At 50.2% G+C, this 22,641-nt stretch carries 11 protein-coding genes; 4 read left to right on the forward strand and 7 right to left on the reverse strand.

The window, feature by feature from the left end; translation table 11 throughout:
- Window positions 1-8: 8 nt before the first annotated feature.
- Window positions 9-5,894 (reverse strand): matrixin family metalloprotease, encoded by a 5,886-nt coding sequence (locus tag INP78_RS12600; RefSeq protein WP_194742558.1) that lies wholly within the window; start codon window positions 5,892-5,894, stop codon window positions 9-11.
- A 96-nt stretch (window positions 5,895-5,990) separates the two neighbouring features.
- Window positions 5,991-8,696 (reverse strand): calcium-binding protein, encoded by a 2,706-nt coding sequence (locus INP78_RS14665; RefSeq protein ID WP_305076182.1) that lies wholly within the window; start codon window positions 8,694-8,696, stop codon window positions 5,991-5,993.
- A 605-nt stretch (window positions 8,697-9,301) separates the two neighbouring features.
- Between INP78_RS14665 and INP78_RS12630 the strand changes: the two genes are divergently transcribed.
- A complete protein-coding gene (locus tag INP78_RS12630) occupies window positions 9,302-9,919 on the forward strand; it encodes a DedA family protein (protein WP_194742559.1) in 618 nt (205 codons plus the stop codon).
- 97 nt (window positions 9,920-10,016) lie between these two features.
- Here INP78_RS12630 and INP78_RS12635 read toward each other — a convergent pair whose 3' ends face one another.
- The 4 genes from INP78_RS12635 to INP78_RS12650 form a co-directional block, all read right to left on the reverse strand.
- Window positions 10,017-10,169 carry a hypothetical protein gene (locus INP78_RS12635; protein ID WP_194742633.1) on the reverse strand — a complete coding sequence of 51 codons (153 nt, stop codon included), beginning with the start codon at window positions 10,167-10,169 and terminating at the stop codon, window positions 10,017-10,019.
- 181 nt (window positions 10,170-10,350) lie between these two features.
- Window positions 10,351-11,013, reverse strand: coding sequence for an NAD(P)H-dependent oxidoreductase (locus INP78_RS12640; protein ID WP_228522879.1), 663 nt, complete (start codon window positions 11,011-11,013; stop codon window positions 10,351-10,353).
- Window positions 11,010-14,393 (reverse strand): exodeoxyribonuclease V subunit beta, encoded by a 3,384-nt coding sequence (locus INP78_RS12645; RefSeq protein ID WP_194742560.1) that lies wholly within the window; start codon window positions 14,391-14,393, stop codon window positions 11,010-11,012. Before INP78_RS12645 ends, INP78_RS12640 begins: the two co-directional genes overlap by 4 nt.
- On the reverse strand, window positions 14,390-17,128 hold the full coding sequence (locus INP78_RS12650; protein WP_194742561.1) for a PD-(D/E)XK nuclease family protein: 2,739 nt from the start codon (window positions 17,126-17,128) through the stop codon (window positions 14,390-14,392). Before INP78_RS12650 ends, INP78_RS12645 begins: the two co-directional genes overlap by 4 nt.
- Before the next feature lie 89 nt (window positions 17,129-17,217).
- Here INP78_RS12650 and INP78_RS12655 point away from each other — a divergent pair, with 89 nt between their 5' ends.
- Entirely contained in the window at window positions 17,218-17,595 is a 378-nt protein-coding gene (locus INP78_RS12655) for a hypothetical protein (protein WP_194742562.1), read from the forward strand.
- Between the two features lie 29 nt (window positions 17,596-17,624).
- Window positions 17,625-18,584 carry a PfkB family carbohydrate kinase gene (locus tag INP78_RS12660; RefSeq protein WP_368667994.1) on the forward strand — a complete coding sequence of 320 codons (960 nt, stop codon included), beginning with the start codon at window positions 17,625-17,627 and terminating at the stop codon, window positions 18,582-18,584.
- On the opposite strand, the gene INP78_RS12665 is transcribed toward INP78_RS12660, so the two are convergent.
- Window positions 18,568-19,326, reverse strand: coding sequence for a GntR family transcriptional regulator (locus INP78_RS12665; protein WP_228522880.1), 759 nt, complete (start codon window positions 19,324-19,326; stop codon window positions 18,568-18,570). The two genes, INP78_RS12660 and INP78_RS12665, sit on opposite strands and share 17 nt — an antisense overlap.
- Window positions 19,327-19,482: 156 nt before the next feature.
- On the opposite strand from INP78_RS12665, the gene INP78_RS12670 reads away from it, so the two are divergent.
- Window positions 19,483-22,551 (forward strand): LGFP repeat-containing protein, encoded by a 3,069-nt coding sequence (locus INP78_RS12670; protein WP_194742563.1) that lies wholly within the window; start codon window positions 19,483-19,485, stop codon window positions 22,549-22,551.
- Window positions 22,552-22,641 lie beyond the last annotated feature (90 nt).

The following is a 22,641-nucleotide window of genomic DNA, read 5'->3' on the forward strand; positions in this document are numbered from 1 at the left end:
GTAAGTTGTTAAGCATTGATGATTAGTTTGTTTTGACTAATTAAGCTAGCAATTAAATCAGCCTCATTTGTACCGGCAAGCAAGTTTAGGCCAATTAAGGTAATGTGCTGATTTTCTGTGGCTGAAGAGTAGTTGCCGCCAATAAACCCGCCAGTATTGCTAATTCTAAGCTCGGTATTGGTTACACCCGCGGTGACGCTAGTCGTGATGTCCAGATAGTTCAGAATATTTCCGCTGGATTCACCAATCAATAAATCTCTTAAATCTAGCTTATCTTCAGTTGAACTAAAGTCTGCGATTTTATCTATCGCGGGCTTTCCATTACTGCCTTTGTCCGCAAGCGCCCATACAAAGGTATCGGCACCTGTTCCGCCAATGAGGATGTCATTACCTATGCCACCTATCAGCGTATCATTATCTGCGCCACCATTTAAGCTATCATTGCCTGTCCCGCCTGCAAGCAAGTCATTCCCAGCGCCGCCATAAAGTGTGTCATTGCCTGCACCGCCGGACAGTGTGTTGTTGCTACTGTTTCCGGTAATCACATTATTAAGGTTGTTGCCTGTTCCATTGATAGCTGTACCAGTCAGCGTGAGATTCTCAAGATTAGCGCCAAGTGTATAACTTATACTAGCTTTCACTTCGTCGATACCTCCACCATAATTGGTTTGTGGAGTTGAGATTCTCTGAATCTCGCCAGTCAGCGTATCTTTTATAAATACATCATCGCTAAAGTTTGTGTCATTAGGTACTAGATTTGTTGAGGAACTGCTAAAAATAACATAGCGTCCATCTGCAGAAAAACTTGGGTTGCGGCTATTATTGTTAACTAGATAATCTCCTGCGTTACCTTCGGCATCGGATGTGATTCGCTGTATTTCACCCGTTACGATATTCTTAAGAAAAATATCGTTTGAATATAAATTGGCTGAATCTGGAATTAAATTATTTGCATAACTGCTGATTAAAACATGAGCTCCATCTGGTGAAAAACCGTATGAGATACTTGCATCATCCCCTTGTATGCCGTTTGCATTTGTAGATACTAGCTGAACCTCGCCTGTTAACAAGTTTTTTACAAAAACTTGACTAACTGAATATCCAAATCGACCATTACTCACTGGAACGATATTAGTTGCTGCGCTTGAAAAAATAATAGAATTTCCATCGGGTGAGAAAAAGGCTCTACCACTGCCGGCATTATAAAATTCGCCATTGTTATCTTTTGTCACTACTTCTACCGTGCCTGTTTGAAGATTTTTGATCAGTATTTGATTGCGCGACCCAGCATAGTCCCCTGTAAGACTTGCTTCACTGCTCTCAAATATCACGTAGTCTCCGTTTGGTGAGAATGCAGCTGTTCCGATCGCATGGTTTCCAGTGACGAGTTTTTCAACAACTCCTGTTTGCGTGTCCTTAATATAAACTCCTGAATGAGACCATCCATTAGAGACTAAGTTACTTGCAAAGCTTTTTAATAATACATATCGTCCGTCAGCAGATATATCCATCCCAGAAGATGCTTTATTTGCTTGATCGCCTGAGGCGTTCGTTGAAATAAGTTTAGTTTCACCTGTAATTAAATTTTTGAGAAATACATCTTGTAAGTTATTGCGGTCATTTGCTACTAAATTACTTGCACTACTTGTGATAAGGGAAAATTCACCATTACTCGATAAAATAGCATCAGCATTGCCATTTGCTTGCTTACCCTGCGCATTATTTGTTATTGATTGTATTTCACCTGTTTGGAGGTTTTTTAGAAAAACTTCACGTATTTGTAAAAGATCTGTGTTGTCTGGTAACAGGTTCGTTGCGGTGCTCGAGAAAATCACGAACTTACCATCGGATGAAAAGCGTGCATTGTCGCTATCACCATTTTCTGCTTGCGTCGTGTTGCTATACTTATTCGTTAACTCAATGACGACATCCAATGGATTATCGACAATATAAGTATCATCACCATTGCCACCGATGAGTTTGTCTACGCCAGCACCACCGTCAAGGATATTGTTGCCTGCATTGCCTGTGATGGTATTTGCGAGAGCGTTACCGGTGCCATTCAGGGCGGCGGTGCCACCGTTTGCTGAGCCATCAGTCAGGGTCAGGTTATCAACGTTATCTGAGAGGGTATAACTGACACTTGCTTTAACGAGGTCAGTGCCTTCGTTGAGATCTTCAACCGCGAAATCATTCTCATCATCGACGATGTAGGTATCGTTGCCTTTACCGCCGATGAGGGTGTCTGCACCAGCCCCACCATCGAGTATATTGTTGCTTGTATTACCTTTGATGAAGTTGGTTAGATCGTTACCTGTACCATTAATGGCAGACGTTCCAGTCAGCTCAAGGAACTCGACATAATTGCTCAGTGTATAGCTGACACTTGTCTTGACCCAGTCTACACCTTCGCCATCGTTCTCAATGACTTGGTCGGCAATGTTATCGACGACATAAGTATCATCGCCATCGCCACCAATCATGGTATCAGCACCTGTGCCGCCATTTAGTGTATCGTCACCAAGGCCGCCAGTTAAGGTGTTTGCTGCAGCATTTCCGGTCAGGACATTATTTGCATCGTTGCCAGTGAGGTTGAGTTTGCTAGAAGAAGTCAGGCTTGCATCCAGGTTTTCTACGTTGGCTAGGCCACCGTTAAGAGTAAGCGTCGTAGCCGTTGTGAGCTTAACGTTGCCTCTTAGTTGAATCGTGTCACTGCCATCACCTGAGGCATCCTCAATAATAATATCCTGCAAGCTAGCTGCAGTGGCTCCCGCATTGATATTAGTAATAAGGTCTACAATATATGTGTCACTGCTATTTCCGCCTACCAAGGTGTCTACGCCTGCACCACCGTCAAATGTATGCGAGTAGTCATTGCCAATAATGTAATTGGCTAAGCTATTACCGATAAAGTGGGAGAATGCGCCATAGGTATTATTGGCATCTAAGTTCTCTACGTTGAGCGGCATTAAGTATTTGTTCATGAGACCATTATTGCCTGCGGCAGAGAGAATAATGCTATCTATGCCAGCATTCAGGCTCTCTATCACGGTATCTTGTGTCACAGGTTTGGCTGCACTCGCAAATAAGTAAGTCACCTCATAGATGTCATTACCAGCACCGCCTATGAGTGTGTCTGAGCCATCCCAGCCACCACTTAGCCGGTTATTGCCTGCATTGCCTCTGATAATGTTATTTAACTCGTTACCATAGCCATCAATATTTTCAGTACCTGTTAATGTGAGGTTCTCGACATTGTAATTCAGCGCAAAACTTACTGATGATAAGACGATATCAATACCGCCGGCTGCTCCAGCAATGGTTTCAATCGCTTGGTCGTTAATATCATCAACAATGTAAGTATCATTGCCCGCACCACCTTGCATATCGTCCCGATTGCCGCCGCCATCTAAAATATTGTTGCCTGAGTTTCCTATCAACAAGTTACTGCCTGCATTGCCGGTTGCATTTAAATGTGCGGTACCCAGCAGCGTGAGATATTCAACATTGGCATAATTAGCGAGAGAGAGGCTAATAGAGGATAGGATAGTATCGACGCCTTCGTCTGCTAAAAAGGTATCGCTATTCACCTGCTCGATAATGACATCACCAATGTTATCTACATAATAAGTATCCCAACCCTTGCCGCCTATCATTCTGTCTGCACCAGCACCGCCATTCAGGGTGTCGTTCCCCAATCCGCCCTCCAGAATATTGGCTGCGTTATTGCCAATGAGGGTGTTGTCCTCATCGTTACCCTTGAGAGTGAGTTTGGTAGTACCCGTAGCTGAAGCATCAATGTTTTCAATATTAGTCCAACGGTTAAGAGAAACATCAATCGTTGATGATAGGGTTGCGCTACCGCGCAGTTTGATCGTGTCGATCCCTTGCGATGTACCGCTATATTCAGTCACGGTGTCGTCAAAGTTGATGCTGCCCGCTGAAATCTTAAGGTCAAGGATGTAAGTGTCGTTACCAAGCCCACCGACGAGTGTGTCTGTACCAGCACCACCATCAACAATGTTATCTGAATCATTGCCAATGATAGTGTTGGCGAGTCCGTTACCTGTTAGGTTGAGATTAGTGTCAGCAGTCAATGAGGCGTCGAGGTTCTCAAGGTTAGCGCCTAATGTGATTGTGGATGCATTGAGCATGCCTGTATAAATGGTACGTAGTTGCACAGTATCAATGCCTGAGTATGCAACAGCGGTTTCAGTGATAGTGTCTTGCAGAGCTACTTTGTAGTTGGCAGCGGTAGTGCCTGTACGGACGAGGTCAACGATGTAAGTATCGTTGCCGTTGCCACCGATGAGCTTGTCTACACCAGCACCACCGTCAAGGATGTTATTGCCTGCATTACCTGTGATGGTGTTTGCGAGTGCGTTGCCAGTGCCATTGATAGCATTCGTTCCGGTAAGTGTCAGGTTTTCTACATGGGCAACATTAGTCGCATCAAGTGTGTAAGTGATACTTGCTCTAACGAGGTCAATGCCTTCATTCGCTCGTTCAATAACAGTCACATCTTCATCGTCGACAATATACGTGTCGTTACCTTTATCACCACTCAGGGTATCAATGCCGCCTTTACCGTCCAGAGTATTGTTACCAGCATTACCTGTGATGATGTTATCTAAAGTATTACCGGTACCATTGATGGTAGCAGTGCCAGTGAGCGTCAGGTTCTCTACATTGTCTGCCAGCTTAAAGCTGATACTGGCTTTGATGAGGTCTGTGCCTTCGTTTAGCGCTTCAATGACGGAATCTGCAACGTTGTCGACGATGTAAGTATCATTACCGTCACCCCCCGCCATGGTGTCAGCACCTGCACCCCCGTCTAATATGTTATTCCCACTGTTGCCGGTAATTCTGTCGTTACCACTACCACCCGTAGCATTCTCAATCACGACATTAAACGCAATTGCAATATTGTCTTGTTGCACTGCGGCATTATTAAAGCCTACTTTAAAAGTTTTGCCCAATTGGCTGAAGGAGCCTGCCTCAAGGTTAATGACTCCTCCCGTAGATGAAACATACTTAATAGTGTCATTACCGCCAGCATCCCAAATTGTTTGGTAATAACGTTGCGAAGATGAGAATACATACACATTGTCATTCACGTTATAGTCGTTGTTAGCACCGTATAAGTGTTGAATGGCTAAAATGTCATACAGCATGGGCGTCGTCGGATAATATTCGTTCAATCCATCGAAGTTGAGCCCTGGGCGGTCTGAGTAGCTCATGACGGTATATTGAATATAGTCAAGATCAATCGGTAACCCGATATCGCCTTCTTCCTCTGCAAATGAGTGATCAAGACCTAGTGCATGGCCAATCTCATGCAAGCCCGCAAAATACCCCATAGCCCCTGTTGCAAAATTATTACCGGGTTGATCAGGCTGGTTTTTGTTAAACCAGATATCACCACTTCTCGTGTAAGGGATAATGTCAGAATAGTCATACCAGTATGGGTCAACAGTGTAGGTGTAAGCATAAAGCTCAGGCGACATGGAGCCACCACTGGTAAAGCCAACGCGGATGTCGCCCACTGCCGTAGGCGTTTCATTAACCTTAATAAAGTCCAGGTTGGCGACATTGGCCCAAGCGTTTAATGCCAGCGTAATGCCGTTTTGTTGACTACTGGTGAGTGGGGTGAGTGATACATAGTCGGGTGTGCCGTCGGATGTCTCATCAAAGTCATAGCCGTTGATCGGGTCTTGCGACCAATACGCATCATTTCTCGAAGTCGGGAAACTATAGTAAACCGTTGCAGCACTGCCAATCGGACCACCCCATTTGTTACCCAGCAACAATACGTTGATGTAAGGGTTGCTTGAGCTTGAGCTAGCATCAAAGATGGAGATTTCACTGGTGGTGTAAGGGGTGGGGGCGGTCATTTCAGCTCAACAGTCGGTTTATCACTAAAATACGAGAGAGTGCCTGTTTTTTAGGCATCCCTCGTATTACACAGGCTCAGTCAGGTCGATTAGGCGCTAGTCGGTCAGCAAGTAATTGTTGTGCGTCAGATAACCAATCAATTGCGCGTCATTGTTTGCTGCCGTTTTTGTCGCAGTAAACAAGTTAAGGTTAGATAGAACAATATGAGCATCTTCTTTAGCGTCGTCATAAGTGCCGTTGGCAAATTCTCCTGTTGAGCTAATACGAATATGCGTTGAACCGCTTTCAAAGACAATGTCGATATAGTTTTCGATTTGTGTGTTGTCTATCAGCAGATCTCTCAAGTCCAACTGATCTTTCTGCGCAATAGAAAAGTCAGTAATGGTATCCGTGTTGCCTGAGACATCACCAGGCGCCACCAGGTCGCTTGCAGTCCACTTGAATATATCTGCACCCAGGCCGCCTTTTAAGGTGTCATTACCCAACCCACCAATCAGCGTATCGTTACCCGCGCCGCCATCCAGCGTGTCGTCGCCCATACCACCATCAATAATGTTAGCGGCAGCATTGCCAATCAGGGTGTTATTAAATTCACTGCCTGTCAGGTTGAGCTTGGTTGCCCCAGTAGCAGATGCATCTATGTTCTCAACATGCACCCATGAAATATCACCAGAGCTATCAAGCGACAGCGTTTTAGCCTCGGTGAGTGTGACAGCACCACGCAGCTTGATGGTATCAATGCCATCGGTTGTGCCATTAAATTCTACTACTGTATCGTCAATCGAAAGCACTCCGGCAGTGGCTTTGAGGTCTAGGATATAAGTATCATCCCCTTCGCCGCCACGTAGAGTGTCTACGCCAGCGCCACCATCGAGGATGTTGTTAGCATCATTGCCAGTGAGGGTGTTAGCGAGCGCATTGCCTGTGAGGTTGAGTTTGGTTAACCCTGTGTCTGAAGCATCCAGGTTCTCAAGGTTAGCGCCCAAAGTAAGGGTGGTGAAAGTGGTTGGTTCAGTAAAGGTGCCACGCAATATGACCGTGTCAGTACCAGAACCTGCGACAGCAGTTTCAGTGATGGTATCTTGCAGTGCGACTTTGTAGTTAGCAGGAGCAGTACCAGTACGTACGAGGTCAACGATGTAAGTGTCGTCGCCATTGCCGCCGATAAGCTTGTCTACGCCAGCGCCACCGTCAAGGATGTTATCGCCTGCATTGCCAGTAATTGTGTTTGCCAGAGCATTGCCGATGCCATTGATATGATCATTGCCAGTAAGCGTGAGGTTCTCAACATTGGCAGCATTAGCGTAATCCAGTGTGTACGAGACACTTGCTTTAACGAGGTCAGTACCCCCATTTGCAGCTTCAATCACTTCGTCATCTTCGTCATCGACGATATAGGTATCGTTGCCTTTGCCACCTTCCATGCTGTCAATACCGGCACCACCATCGAGTATGTTGTTACCAGCGTTGCCTGTGATGACATTATCTAAGTCATTACCGGTGCCGTTAATCGCAGCAGTACCAGTCAGTGTCAGATTCTCCAGGTTTGCACCTAGGGTATAACTGACACTTGCTTTGACGAGGTCAGTGCCTTCGTCTTCTAGTTCAGTGATGGCGTCAGCGATGTTATCGACGATATAAGTATCATCACCATCGCCGCCAGTCATAGAGTCAGCACCTGTACCGCCGTTTAAGGTGTCACTGCCCAACCCACCAATCAGCGTATCGTTACCCGCGCCGCCATCCAGCGTGTCGTCGCCCATACCACCATCAATAATGTTAGCGGCAGCATTGCCAATCAGGGTGTTATTAAATTCACTGCCTGTCAGGTTGAGCTTGGTTGCCCCAGTAGCAGATGCATCTATGTTCTCAACATGCACCCATGAAATATCACCAGAGCTATCAAGCGACAGCGTTTTAGCCTCGGTGAGTGTGACAGCACCACGCAGCTTGATGGTATCAATGCCATCGGTTGTGCCATTAAATTCTACTACTGTATCGTCAATCGAAAGCACTCCGGCAGTGGCTTTGAGGTCTAGGATATAAGTATCATCCCCTTCGCCGCCACGTAGAGTGTCTACGCCAGCGCCACCATCGAGGATGTTGTTAGCATCATTGCCAGTGAGGGTGTTAGCGAGCGCATTGCCTGTGAGGTTGAGTTTGGTTAACCCTGTGTCTGAAGCATCCAGGTTCTCAAGGTTAGCGCCCAAAGTAAGGGTGGTGAAAGTGGTTGGTTCAGTAAAGGTGCCACGCAATATGACCGTGTCAGTACCAGAACCTGCGACAGCAGTTTCAGTGATGGTATCTTGCAGTGCGACTTTGTAGTTAGCAGGAGCAGTACCAGTACGTACGAGGTCAACGATGTAAGTGTCGTCGCCATTGCCGCCGATAAGCTTGTCTACGCCAGCGCCACCGTCGAGAGAATCATTTCCAGCACCACCTATGAGTGTATCTAAACCATCTCCACCATTAAGAGTGTCGTTACCAATGCCGCCATCAAGTGTATTGTTACCTTCATTGCCAACGAGTGTTTGATCACCACTACCAGCTTGAATTGAGAAATTTCCAGAAAGATTGTTGCTAATGTAATTGAATAAGTTTGTGAGATCTGAATTGGCTTGGAAATCAGAAAGTTGCTCAAATGTTAACGCACTTAAAGACATGCCGCTAAACGATAACGAGTTTCCATTTGCATCAGATAGAGAGAAGTCTGAGACTGTACCACCAATAATATCTACGTCAGCATTAACTGAAATATTGCCTTTTAGACTGTAGGAGAAATCGTTATTGACGACAGACATCTGCGTTAATGTGCCGCCGGTTATATCTGCTGAATAACTACTAACATTTAATCTTCCAACATATTGAATTGACTCATTATTTGTTTTTGATTGATATGTAAAAGATGAGTAGTATCCAGTGTAGTATCCAGTGTAATAATTTAACGATACATTCCCGGCAACTTTGAAAGATCCCGTACTTGAATTGCTAAAATCAACAGAAGTCACTGTGATTATCGGGGAATCATCTACAAAGTGATTGCCTCTAATGACAATTTGGTTGCCATTATTATCGTAACCGGTTACTCGGGTGTTGTTGCCACTGGTCGCAGTGATTGAGTCGAGGTCAAAATTATTTAAAAAGGTGGTTGGTGTGTTAAAGGCACTAGATATCGCGGTATCCAAAGCTCCCAAATCAAACTCTTCTAAGCTGTTGTATTGTAATTTCATAATTATGGTTGTTAGTATTGTTATTTAAAGTAAAGAAACACTACATTGAAAGCAATCAAAGTTCAAGTGTGTAATTTGATAATTTTATGAAATTGGGATGATTTCATATATAGCTCTTTAGGGCGTGAACAAGTTGTATTAAAGTGGTTGTTTAAAATAAAGAAAGTCGTATTTAAATGCTCGAAAAATTATTAGCCGCGGTGGCCACCTGGATCATTACTGTCATCTCCACCATGGGCTACGGCGGCATTGTGTTGCTGATGGCGATTGAGTCGGCCTGTATTCCTTTACCTTCGGAAATCATCATGCCATTTGCCGGGTTTTTGGTGACTAAAGGCGAAATGACTTTGTGGGGCATTGCGCTGGCGGGGGCGATTGGTTGCGTGGTGGGGTCGATTCCAGCGTATTACCTGGGCATGTACGGTGGTCGCCCATTGGTTGAGAAATTTGGCAAATATGTGCTGATCAGCAAAAAAGACCTCGATATGGCTGATCGCTGGTTTGCGCAGCATGGCGAGATTATTATTTTTATTGCCCGCTTATTGCCTGCGGTTCGTACCTTTATTGCATTCCCGGCGGGTGTGGCGCGCATGAATATGACGCGCTTTGTGGCATATACTTTTGTCGGTTCGTTGATTTGGTGCTTTGTACTTGGCTATGTGGGCATGAAGGCAGGCGAGCATTGGGAGGATTTGAAAGTCTACTTCCATGAGTCGCATTATGTGATTGCAGCCTTGGGTGTGGTGTTTTTGGCCTGGTATGTGCGCAGGCATTTTAAGAACGAGGCGGAGTAATCGGTCCGTTTCAAACAATCACAAAGGTTCTAAGGTGTGAAACATAAAAAGGCCGGTTAACCGGCCTTTTTATTTTGGTAGCGTATCAAAATCATTTTTAGGCGAGCATGGTTTCTGCCTCTGAGCTGTCAGCCTGATCATCATCGGCTACAAGCTCTAACATGCTGTAATGCCCAATCACATGCATTGGGGGCGAAGGGACTACAGCGGCGTTGGCGGCCACACTTGTCAACACCATACCTGCCAACATAAGTGCACTGCAAGCGAATACCTTTGATAACACAGATTTCATCGATTACCCCATTGAGTTTAGTTTGTAACCAGACTGTATCAAAGCTAGGCAAGTGATTTAAATAGCTCTTTAAGGCCAATGCTTGAAGCGTTTAAACGTGGTGTTTTGCCTTAAGCATTTAAACGCGCTTGGCGTGGGCTCACTTCCAGGTGACTATTTGCGACAAGGCTCTGCGTGTTTTCGCTTTGGGTTCAACTTTACGGTAACCAAACGCCACCATGTAGGCGAGGCCATAGTCTTGCAGATTCACGCCAAACTGCTCGGCCAATAAGGCATCGGTCTCTTTTTGCTTAAAGCCTTCAATCGGGCAGCTATCGATGCCGCGCATGGCGGCGACGGTCATCATGTTCGCCAGTGGCAGGTAGCATTGTTTGGCTGCCCAGTCGAACAGTTTGCGTTCGTCACTGAGGTCAAAGTCAGATTGCTGGAACTGCGTATAAAAGCCCAGGCGCATATCGGCCACTTCTTGCGGGTGATGTTGTACCTCACGCATAAACTGGGGCAAATATGGGCCTTGGGGGTCTAAAAACGGTGATTTCATGGCCAGGCAAAGTACAAAATGGCTGGCGGTATCCAGCTTGAGTGGCGCCCCCCAGGCATGTTGCTTGAGGCTTTCGCGTAGCGCCTTGTCTTGCACGACAATAAAGTGCCAGGGTTCAAAGCCGAATGAGCTGGGCGAGAGGCGGGCGGCTTCCAGAATAAATTCAAATTCCTCGGCAGGAATCTGCTTGCTGGCATCAAACTCTTTGCAGGCATGGCGGAAGTTGAATGCGTCTAAAATGGCTTGTTTTTCTATCATCATGTTTCCTTTAATAGGTCGACAGGCGTTAACTTGCCTGCACTCAAAAACAGAATCGCAGTTTTCACTGGCAAATCCTCAGTCTGAAACAATTGCGCATACGCCGCTAATTGCGGCTTGAAGGTGGCGGCCAAGATTGACAGGTTTTCATTGGGGCTGACCGGTATTGATTTATAGTCAACAATCCAGCGTACGCCCTCTGCAACAAAGGTACGGTCTATGACTTTTTTACCTTCGCTGAGTTGCTCAATCGCCAGTTCCGAGGCTGCCTGTGCATGTGGCTGTAACACCCAACGGCCGTCCTCGGATTGCAAGGTGGTGGTTAATAATAGAGCGACTTGGCTGGCGCCCTGGCTGGCTTCGCTATCACTGTAGCCTTGCTGTTTAAACCAGCGTTGCATGGGGTGTTGCAGCGATAAAAATGCGTTTTTTTCATGCGTCTGCCAGGCAGCCAAGCCTTGCTCGGCGATGAGTTGCAAATACAAATGGGCGAGGGTGCCAATATCGGCTTCCAACCGGTGGGCGCTATCGTTTTCGGTTGTGGCCTGATAACCCGTGTGCGTTTCGTGTGGTGTCGCTTGCAAGATGGCGGGCGTGCTGGCTTCGCGTAAACGAATCAGCTTGGGCACAAACTGGCGGATATCAGCCTCTTGTTGCGCACTGGGGTAGCGGCTGACAATATCGTGTTCGTTGCTAAACCACTGCTGCACTGCGGGCCATAACAAATGCAGAAAACTGTTTTTACGCGCTTGTGGCTCGCCACTTTTGTCGGGCTTGGCGGCGCCCAGTAAATGCAGTTGCCGTTCAGCACGCGTGGCGGCGACATACAGCACGCGGGCGTCTTCGTAGGCGGCGCGGGTTTTGTCGAGGTCGTTGAGGTAGTCATACGTGGTGATCGTCGCTTGCTGGCGTTTGAGTGCGGTGGGCACAAACGGGGCGGCAACCAGTTCGGTGTGGCCGTCTTCCATCGGCACTTCTTCCCAGATCACCAGCTTGGCGTCATCGGGTGGATTGCTGCCATCCAGACCGGGCAAAATAACCGTGTCAAACTCCAAGCCTTTGGATTTATGGATGGTCATAAACTGCAAACTGGCGTCCGCTTTAGCGTCGGGCGCGGCGTAAAGCTTTTGTACATCGTCGGCCAGCGCTTGCGGGTTAAACTGGCCGTGTTGCTCCAGTGCGGCGATACGGGCAAAAAAAGCCTGCACGTCCTGTACGTCGCTTTCATTCCACAGGCAATTGGCGCCGCCCAGCCGCAGCCAGGTGTTGTGCACCCAGCGGCTGACCGTGGTGCGGCCACGCCACTGCAATGCACTTTGCATCACCTCGCGCACATGGCGCGCGCGGGTTTGTCCGTCTGCACTTAAGCGGGCGAGAATGTGGTCGTCGCTTAATAGGCTAAGCACGCTGCGCTGGCCATCCTGGCCGATGAGTGCATGCATGTCGGCCAGTGTCAGGCCGCACCAGGGCGCACGCAGCAGTGCCAGCCAGTGCACGCGGTCGGCACGTTGATGCAGCGCATGCGTCAGTGTGAGCAAGTCTTGCACAATCTGCCGATTCGCCAACTCTTCAATCTCCACTGCCTGAAAACTGAGCTCGGCATGATTGCGGCGCATTTCTGTCACCAGTGCATGCAAGTGTTTGCGGGCGCGCACCAGCACGGCGATGGTCGCGTCTGGTTTGTCAGCACGCGTTTGCTGGATGATACGGATAATCTGCTCGGCTTCGAGGTGACGGATATCGGCCGGTTCTTCGTCTTCACTATTCACAGGCGTGATGAGTGGATGCACAAACACGCCTGCGCCCGAGGCCTCGGCGCGTGTGGCGACAAATGGCCGGTAAGCAATCGCGCCTTGCTGTGGCGCGTCGTGCGCAGGCAGCATGCCTTGAAAGGTCTGATTGATCCAGTCCACTACCGGCGGGCGGGAGCGGTTGTTACGCCACAGCTTGAGAGGTGTCAGCGCAATATCGCCTATACCGTGCAGGGCGGCATTGAGAAACAGGCCGACATTGGCTTTGCGGAAGCGGTAAATCGACTGCATGGGGTCGCCGACGGCAAACAGTGTGCGGCCATCGTCTGGCTGCCAGCCGCGTGTCAGCGCCTTAAGCAGGTCAATCTGCATTGGGCTGGTATCCTGAAACTCATCGACCAGCAAATGCTGGATACGGTAATCGAGCCGCATGGCCAACTCAGTAGCTTCATCGCCTTCTTGCAGCGCCTGAAACGCACGTTGGGAGATTTCAACAAAATCCACCTCGTTTTGCGCTTGAAAGCATAACCATAGTTGTGCTGCGGCAATATTGAGTAACTGGCTCAGCGCCTGGATCATGGTATCGTCTTCGCCGTTTGCGTCCGGCAACAGGCGGATGCGCGCCAGGCTACGCTCGCTGTCACTGTGTTGGGCGAGACCAGCCAGTATCTCGGTCAGTGCTTCTTTATAGGGCTTAGCCTCGTCGGTGGCGGCTAAGCCAATGTTTTTATCCAGCCGCTTGCGCAAACCGCCGCTACTGGTGAGTAGCAGCTCGGTCAGTGCACGCCAACTGTGTAACTCTTCTACGCTTGCAGTGAACGGTGTTTGCCAGTCCAGCAAAGCCGATAGAGGATGCTCGGGTGGCAACTGGCTGGCGGCGTAGCGCGCAATTGGCATCAGTGATTGTTGCAGGCGGGCAGGGAGTGCTGTCAGTGCCGCTTGCAATTCAGTTTCTATCAGGTAAACCAATGCGTCTTGCGCCTGATCATGGTCTTTTCCCTGGCTTAAATGCAGCCATTGCTCGCGCTTGGCCAGCATAGACATCAGCAGGCTTTCCAGCTTGGCCTGGTCATTATCCATATAGCGCAGCACGCGGCGCACCGGTTCGCCCAGACGCTCGTCATCCATGGTTTGCAATGCCAGGCCAGCCGCTTCACGGTAATAGGCCCAGGCATCTTCTGTCACGGCGGGTTGTGTGCCAAATCGGCTGAGTAAAGGCATTTGCCGCGCCAAGTTGGCGCATAACGAATCAATGGTGTAAATGCGCAGCCGCGCCGGGCTGGCGAGCAGGTGCCATTGCAGCTCCGCCGAGCGTCGCAAGGCTTGCTGGCCTAAGGCATAAGTGATTTGTTTGTGCGGCGCTGCTGGCGGCACTCCCGCGTCTGCCAATAATAAGCTATCGAGAATCCGCGCCCGCATTTCCGAGGCGGCCTTATTGGTAAAGGTGATGGCGATAATCTCTTCGGGCGCCTGCACGGTCTGCAGCAGCTTGAGAAAACGCTGTGTCAGCAACTCGGTTTTACCGGCGCCCGCCGGGGCTTCAACAATAAACGATTCGACCGCCAGCGCACGCTCGCGGTTGGCGGCATCCAGCGCCAAGGCTTGCTGGAAGTCAGATTCGGTCATTTTCATACGGCACCTCCGGTCTGAAGGTGCTCAAATTGCAATTGCCGTTCGGGCAGGCGCAACAAGGGCAGTACATCGCAATAACCCAGGTCTTGTTCAGACTCAAATACCACTGCAGCTTCACCGGCTTTGAGTGCAAGGGCGGTGCGTGTGATTTGCGTGTGCCAATGCGTGAGTACCGATGGCCAGTCGGGGAACTGCTCAGGGTCAAACAATTTGTTTTTCTCGTGGTTAAAGGCCTTGATGCCGGGCACGATGTCGTCTTCAGCGGCGACACCAGCAAAGCCGCCATCGGTCAGCCGCAACTTGCCAAAACACACAGCGGCAATGTCGGCATCTTGTAGCAGAAAGGCGGCGTAAATCGGTAATTGTGGCTCGCTGATTTTATCTGACGCCCAGTTTTTAAAGTCAGGCATGCTGCCGGTTTTGTAATCCACCACCACCAGTCGGCCATCAGCCAACGTGTCGACACGGTCTATCACCAGTTTGACCTGTATGCCCTCAATGAGTGGTTTAAACACTTGTTCGACCGAGGTGACGGCAAATGCTTGCGGGCGCTCGCGCTCCACCTGCCATAACCAGGTGAGCGCCAGTTTACTCAGGCGCTCGGCCTCCAGTTGGCAAAACACGGCAGAGAAGGGTTGGGCAAACTCGGTATTAAAGGTAGCAATCACCTCTGCGGCAATCTGGTCGAGCTGGTTTTTCAAGCCGTTGGCGGTCACACTTTGCCAATCCAGCGTTGCTTGCTGTGACCAAAAGGCCGCCAGCACGCGGTGGATGAGGTCGCCGCGCTGCATGGCGTCCAAGCCATTGTGTGGCGTGTCCAGTTTGCGGGCCTTAAGGCGGTATTGATAAAAGGCCCAGGCAGGGCACAGCGCTTGCGCACGTAGCAAACCCGTGCCGCCACTGATATGCTCACCGTCTTGTATCGGCGGTGCCTGGTGGTCATCCAGCCATTGCCAGTCTTGTGTGCTATTGTGCGCCAGGGTTTCGGCCAGCGTGGCGGTGCCTGCTGTCGCACTCGCTTCGGGGATCGCCTGAATCAACGGGCTGGTGCGCAGCAAACGGTCGCCCTCTTGGCGGGCAGAAGAAAAAATCACTTGTTTGGCCGAACGCAGCAGGCGCTGGTGAATCTGGCGCGCAAACGCCATCTGCACCTCGCTACTGGCATTGGGGGTGCCTGCCTGCCGCTGCAACTCGGCCGGAATCAGCGCATTGGTGCGCGACAAGGGCGGCCACACATGGTCGTTCATGCCCATCACCCATACGCCATCGAGTGGCTGCGCACTGGCTTCCAGCATGCCCATGACGGTGATGTTGGGCTGCCGCACCGTTTGCGGCTGAAAAATCTGCGCCTGGCATAACTGCGAGAGTCTGTGCAGCGCACTCATGGCATCTACCGGCCCCAGCCAGGCATCCAGTGCGGCCAGTTGTGTCAGCACACTTTTAAACTTGGTCTGGCACTGATGTTCGTGGCTGGACAAGCTGCGTTCGCCTGGCCAGTGTGTGGCTGCCAGTAATGCCGTAAAACTGACCACCCAGGCGGAAGGGACTTGTTTGCGCGGGGTTTGTTTGGCTTGTGTCAGCAAAGCCGTTAAATCGGCATACAGGGCCGGGCAGATAATCGGGTAGTCATCTTGCTGCTTGCGGGCGACAAAGCGGGCAAAGTTATGGGCACTGACTTGCAACGGTAACTGGCGGCGCATCTCGGCATCAAGTGCGGCGCGGGCGTCGGCTTCATACAGTGCTTGCGACCAGTAGATATCCGCCAATAGCGTCGATAGCTCTGATTGCGGCAACGGCGTCGCCTGGAATGCCAGGCGTAGCAGGTTGAGCGCACACTGCACCAGTGGCCAGCGATGCAACGGCAAGCCTAGTGAAAACTCATAGCAGCGCGGCGTGTCTGCCTGCGCCGGATGCAGCGCTTCCGGGTGAAAAGTGTCATCCAGCAGGTTGGCCAGGGTGTCACGCAGGCTATCCAGCTCGGGCACGACAATCGCCAGCCTTGCTTGCGGATTAGCGCTTAACTGCTGTTGCGCCCAGTGCACGGCCGCACGCATTTCGTCCATGGCTTCAGTGCATTCCATGCGCTGAGTCGTCTGTGCTGCCACACCATGATCAAAAGCCGTGACTTGTACGTCAGACGCTTGCAGTATTTCTATCAGCGTTTGTACATGCGGGTTGATACGGTCAAAACCAGCCAGTTGTATGCTGGCAGGCAAGGTCAAAGTGTGCTGTTGAAGTTGCTCTAATTGCCAGGTCTGGTAACGTACGCCTTCCAGGTAGCCGCTTTGTTTGCATAAGGTTTGAAACTGCTGGCGCCACTGCAAAAACTGGCGGGTTTCTTCGCTCGCATTGTCCATGTCCAGGCTGATATTCCACTCAATCAGGTAGCGGTTGGCCTCCATGGCGGCGCTGGCTAGGCCGTTGGTGTTAAATAAATCAATCGCGCTATGCTGGCGTAAACAATGCTGAATCGCTTGCTCCCACAGCAGGGCTTCTTGCGTGGCGGAAAGCATGCCGAGCGGTGCCTGGGCAATGTCAATCTGCCCACACAACATAGCGTATTCGATGCGCTGGTTAAGCCAGTCTTGCAAGGGGAGTACTTGCGGGGCTTGCCATTGCAACAGACCTTGTTGCTGATAAGCCAGTTGCAACCACTGGCGGATGCCTTGTGCCAGGCGTGCGGATGCACACAAGATTACGGTGCCTGAGTCGGGTAGCGCTTGGGTGGCGGTCATGGGGGTAATCAGCAGGATTTATTATCTTTAACGCTGTATTTTATAAGATAATGCGATGAACAAATGTTAAAAACTTGCGGAGTTGTGTGATGTCGGCCTTTGCCAAATTTTTAAAATGGGTGTTCTGGATTATTTTGCTGCCCTTGCTGTTGCTCAGCCTCTATACCTGGGCTAGCCTGACCTGGGTCTATTCCAGTGGCGAGCGTATCGGCTATGTGCAAAAACTGTCTCACAAAGGCTGGGTGTGCAAAACCTGGGAGGGCGAGCTGGTGCTGGTCACCGTGCCGGGCACGCAGGCCGAGAAGTTCTATTTTACCGTGCGTGATCCGGCGGTGATTACCAAGGTCAACCAACTGGCTGGCGAACGTGTGCGCTTGCTCTACAAAGAGCATAAAGGCGTGCCTTCGAGTTGCTTTGGTGAGACCAGCCACTATGTCTATGATATTGATGAAGTGAAAGAAGACTAAGCGCAGGCGTTTTTTAGATTGCATTAAACGTGACTTTATTTGTTGTTGCCAGTTTTATCCAAGCCTGCTGCTGGTCAGTCACGCGTCTGCCGCAGGCGGGGGAATCAGTGGCGGCTTCTGCGGTGTCTAGCGAGCCAGGTGGCAAAGGCTTTAATGTCGCGATCGCTGCCAGTCGCTTGGGCGTAGAGGTCTCGGCGCTGTTAGGGCTGGGCGAAGATGCCGCCGCAGATGCCGCATTGCAACTGCTACAACAACACGCCATCACGCCAGTGTATGCTTATCGGCTGGCATCACAGTCCGGGCACGGCGCTGGTTTAATCGCCGCTGATGGTGCCAATATGGTCAGCGTCTATCTGGGGCCGAACCAATTGCTCACGGCGACGCATGTCGATCACGCCCAGGCATCAATCCAGTCTGCCAGCCTGGTCTATGCCCAGTTTGAAACCTCGTTGGCTGCAATTGAACAGTGCTTTGCGCTCGCCAGACAAGCCGGGCGCCAAACCGTGCTGAATCCTTCTCCATGGCAGCCGATTCCGCAAGCCTTGCTGTCGCAAACGGCTATATTAATTGTCAATCAACACGAAGCTGCGCAGTTGTTAGCATGGTCTGCCGAGCTGTTGACAGCGTCACCAGAGACCGCGCTGATTGCCTTGCGGCAAGCCATGCATGCGTTTTATCAGCAGTGGCCGGGCGACTTGTTGGTGGTGACGCTAGGCGCATTGGGCAGTGTGGCGATGACACAAGCAGGGGAGTGGGTGGTGGCGCCAGCGTGGCCCGTGACGGCTGTTGATACACTGGGGGCGGGCGATGCGTTTTCTGCTGGTTTGTGCGTGGCCTTGATGCGCGGTGAGCCGCTGGCGCAAGCCCTGGCTCATGCCAATGCCTGTGGTGCTTGCGTAGTGCAAACGCCCGGTGTGCTGGCAGCGTTACCCGATACGCTGGCCGTCGCCGCAATGCAACGGCAATGCGGCACTAGACCTCTAGCTTGATGCGATAGGTATAGGCGTCACCGCGAAAAGTGCCTTCCACGTATTCCACCAGTTGCTGCTGTTGCGAATAAGATTTGCGTTTGAGTAGCAGGCAAGGGCTGCTTTGCTCAAAATCAAATACGCGTGACTCTTCTTCATTACACATCACCGCTTCAATCGACTGCTCTGCCCAGCTTAATTGAATACCACACTGCTGCTCAAGGTATTGATAAGCCGAGCCGGACTGGTCCCAGTTGGCCAGTGCCGGTGCCAGCGTCAAGTCATACCAAGCCACTTCACGCGTCATCGGCACCTCATCGCCCAGGCGAATTCTCACCAGCCGTAAAAAGCTTGAGGTCGAAGGGCGTTGAAAAATAGAAGCAATGGTGCGATCGCACATGACCTGATGAGACACAATCTTGGCCGAGGCAGTGATGCCAACCTCGCGCATCTCTTCTGTAAAGCCTTTTAATTTGCCCAGCGATGGGCAAATTTTAGGTGCGGCTTTCACCAGCGTGCCTGCGCGGCCATCGCTATCAATTTGCCCGCTGGCACGTAAATCTTCATAGCAGCGGCGCACGGTGGTCCGGCTCAGGTTCAGCGCCTCCGCTAACATGCGCTCAGAAGGCAAGCCATGGCCGTGTGCAATCTCACCACTTTCTATCAGCGTCAGGATGTTGCGTTTGAGCTGCTGATAATAAGGCTCAGAGGTTTTTTGACTGACTTTAAGCCGCGCAATCAATTCATCGTAATCGTGCATCATGGCTGCATTATAAAACGACTTGCAGATTGACGCTGTTCTGGATTTTCCCACTTTTTTGTTAATTTTATTTATCTTTGATTAATTATTTTATTGCATTTGAATGGCCTTTATGAAACCATGTAGATACCAAAAAAATACCATAAAGGGAGAAGTGCCATGACTGAGATTCAACAAAAGTATCAAGCGCTAGGCGGTGAACAAGGGGCCTTAGGCAAGCCGGTGAGTGAGGAGCAAGCCACGCCCAGTGGGCAGGGCCGTTTTCAGGATTTTGAGCATGGCATGATTTTTTATCATGCCGATTATGGTGCCCATGTATTGTCTGAAGCCGTCGAGCGCAAATGGAAGTCGCAAGCGCTGGGCAACGACAAAGTGATCGGCACCGATAGTGCGATTCGTGATTACATGGGCTTTCCACTCACTGATACTCTGCCCACCGGCGAAGGCGGTGAGGTCTGCTATTTTGAGCGCGGCATGATTGTGGTGCGTGCCAATGGCAATGCGGTGGTCATGTACGGTTACTGTTACCAGACCTATCGTAGCCATGCAGATGTTAAAGGCGCGCTGGGCTTGCCCGCCAGCGATCAGCGTGCCGCAGCCAACGGTGGCTATGCCGTGGCTTGTGACCAGGCAGATATTTACTGGCATCCGGCCAGCGGTGCGTTTGAAGTGCATGGTGATATTTTGCAAAAATACCGCAGCATGGGTGCAGAGAGTAGTTTTTTAGGCTATCCCACCAGTGATGAGTTGCCTGTTTTTAAAGGCAGCCAGGCCATTGGTGCGGTGAGCCACTTTAAACAAGGCTCTATTTACTGGAGTGGGGCTAGCGGGGCGCATGAAATGCATGGTGATTTACTCACTGCATATCAAACGCATCACCGTGGTCCGGCCGGGGAGTTGGGCTTTCCAACTTCTGATGAAACCAACTCGCCAAATGACGTTTGCCGCTTTAATAATTTTGAGCATGGCATTCTGGTATGGCAGGCCGCCACCAGGCAGGTCAGTCTGGTCAACCGCTTAAAACTGGTGGTGACCCGGCTTGAAACTGACGAAGACAATGACGATTTACTGGTCCGCACGCAAGTAGTGGTTGAGCCTGTGCAAGGTCAGCCATTACGCTTTGAAAAACAGTTTGGTGAGTATTCTAATCAAGGCACAAAAACCTTTAATAACCCGGATGAAGGCTTGATTTGCGACTTTCCGCTGAATGACGGCAATGCCATCCTTACCGTCAATATGCAGGCTTATGATGTTGATGCTGGTTTAAATTTTGACGATGACCTGATCGCAAAATTTAGCAAATCATTTGGCGTAGAGACCTTGTGGGATACCTCGCTGCCTGATTTGCAAGGCAATGATCTAGGCACTTTTGCCAGGGGTCCCGATGGCAAATTCAGGGCGAGTTTTACTGTGTTTATTGATCACAATGTGATTGATCCGGCCGACAGTGCCCATTTCAGGGAGAACCTGTTCTGGCGTTTTCAAAACCCTAAAATTAAAGAGTTAAGCTTTGACACGTGTGCTGCGACCTTTAGCGACTTAGAGGCTGACGATACCTGGTTTTTTCATCCGTTTAACCGCGCTTTTTATGAGACTGTTTATAAGGGCGCCGCCAAACCTGGGACTTGTTTTGGCATGTGCCTGGAGGCGATTTATGCACTCAAAGGCGTCTCTAGCTCGCGGCCATTGATTTCACAATATGATTTTGATGCCCAGCGGACGCGCGATATTTCAATCAAGTTTGGCTATCAGTTAGGCGGTAGCCAGGTGAGCTATATGATTGATGCCATTAAAGGCGGGCGCATGTGGGACCCGGTGCAAAACTTTGAGTTTTCACAAACGACTTTTGAGCAAAAAAACTACAGCTTGATTTGCTTATCCGAGGGCATCTCGCCGGTCGGTGGGCATGTGGTGTTGCCTTACCGCTGGGAAAAACGCAGTGAAGAAGAGTGGGTCATCTATGTGGCTAACCCTAATTCGCCTTTTCCAAAAGTCAAAAGCAATGAAGGCGGGGACCGCGTGATTACCATCAACCCTAAAAACAATACCTTTGTCTATCAGCATGGTAAAAATCAGAAATGGACTGGTGGTGACGGACTGTTTAATGGCGGGCGGATGTTTGCCATGCCGTTTAGCGAATTGTCTAGTCAACCGAGAACGCCTTTTTGGGAAGCTTTTTTAACCTTTTTCACTGGTGGCATGTATCTGATTTTTGCCGGGGAATCGTCTGAGCTGGAGCAAGTGAGCAACGAGCAGGGCGACACGCTAATGAAAAGCGATGGTAGCTTGAATACTGATCAGAGGACGCGGATTAAAAATCTGTTGCCGGTGGAGCATCATGCGCAAAGAACATTCAGTGATGTGGCCAAGCAGGTGGGTAAAGTGAAAACGGGCAAGAGTCTGGGCCAATTATTTAAGCGTAAACAATTTAATTTCTACTATCTCAGTCAGACGCCTGCCAGCAACAAAATGTATCCAGACTTTATCTTGCATTTGCGTCCCGATCTTGCCAAGCAGTTACAGTCAGAGCAGAGCCCGGTCGCGTTGCCCGCAGGCAGACTATCGACCAAGTTTAAAACCGGCCTCAGCACGCAACCGCTCAAAGGCGGGGCCAGCAAAGCATCACAGACGGTCGGGCGTGAGGTGACCGAGATTTCGCAAGCCGCGCCGGTACTCAATGAGGTGTTGCGCCAACAGCGCGCGTTGACCTTGAAGGTGCGTAATCAAGGCCAGGGCGATTATCAGCTGGGTCTTGCCTCAGGCGGTGCAAAACTGATGCTCACCGCCAGCGTGATCCCGAATACCAGTGATGTGGTGAATGTATCGTTGGCTGGGCAGCGTTTGCATTCGGTGGTGTTTGAAGCCGCCGAGCAAGCCCTAAACAAGCAACTGAGTATTTCGCTCACCAGCTTTGACAACCAGCGCCGCTACGAGCTGAGCAATCTGCAGTTGCAAGGCAAACAACGCCTGCAACTGCAGCATGACAATGCCTGCCGCAGTGTGCGACTGCAAAGTGCTGGTCAGCCGGTGACGTTTGACCTCAAGCTGTTTGTGAAAGGCAAGCCCGCTGCGGTGATGAGCAAGCAGGTTTCGTTTCCGGCTGACATCGCTTTGAACTTGAGCCCGGTGGACTGGGTGGCCTTAGAACAAGGTGCTGGCGAGCCAGCATTAGAGATACAGATCATGAATCCACTAGATGGCAAGGTGATGGAAACCAGACGCATATAGCGAGAACAATAGCGTGTAGCCTTTGCAGGGGCACTCACCATCCTGTGACGTAGGATGGTGAGTGCATGTTGGCACGCATTTGACCGTAGC

It is taken from the genome of Methylophilus sp. 14 (assembly GCF_015354345.1).
In the GTDB taxonomy this organism is placed as follows: domain Bacteria; phylum Pseudomonadota; class Gammaproteobacteria; order Burkholderiales; family Methylophilaceae; genus Methylophilus.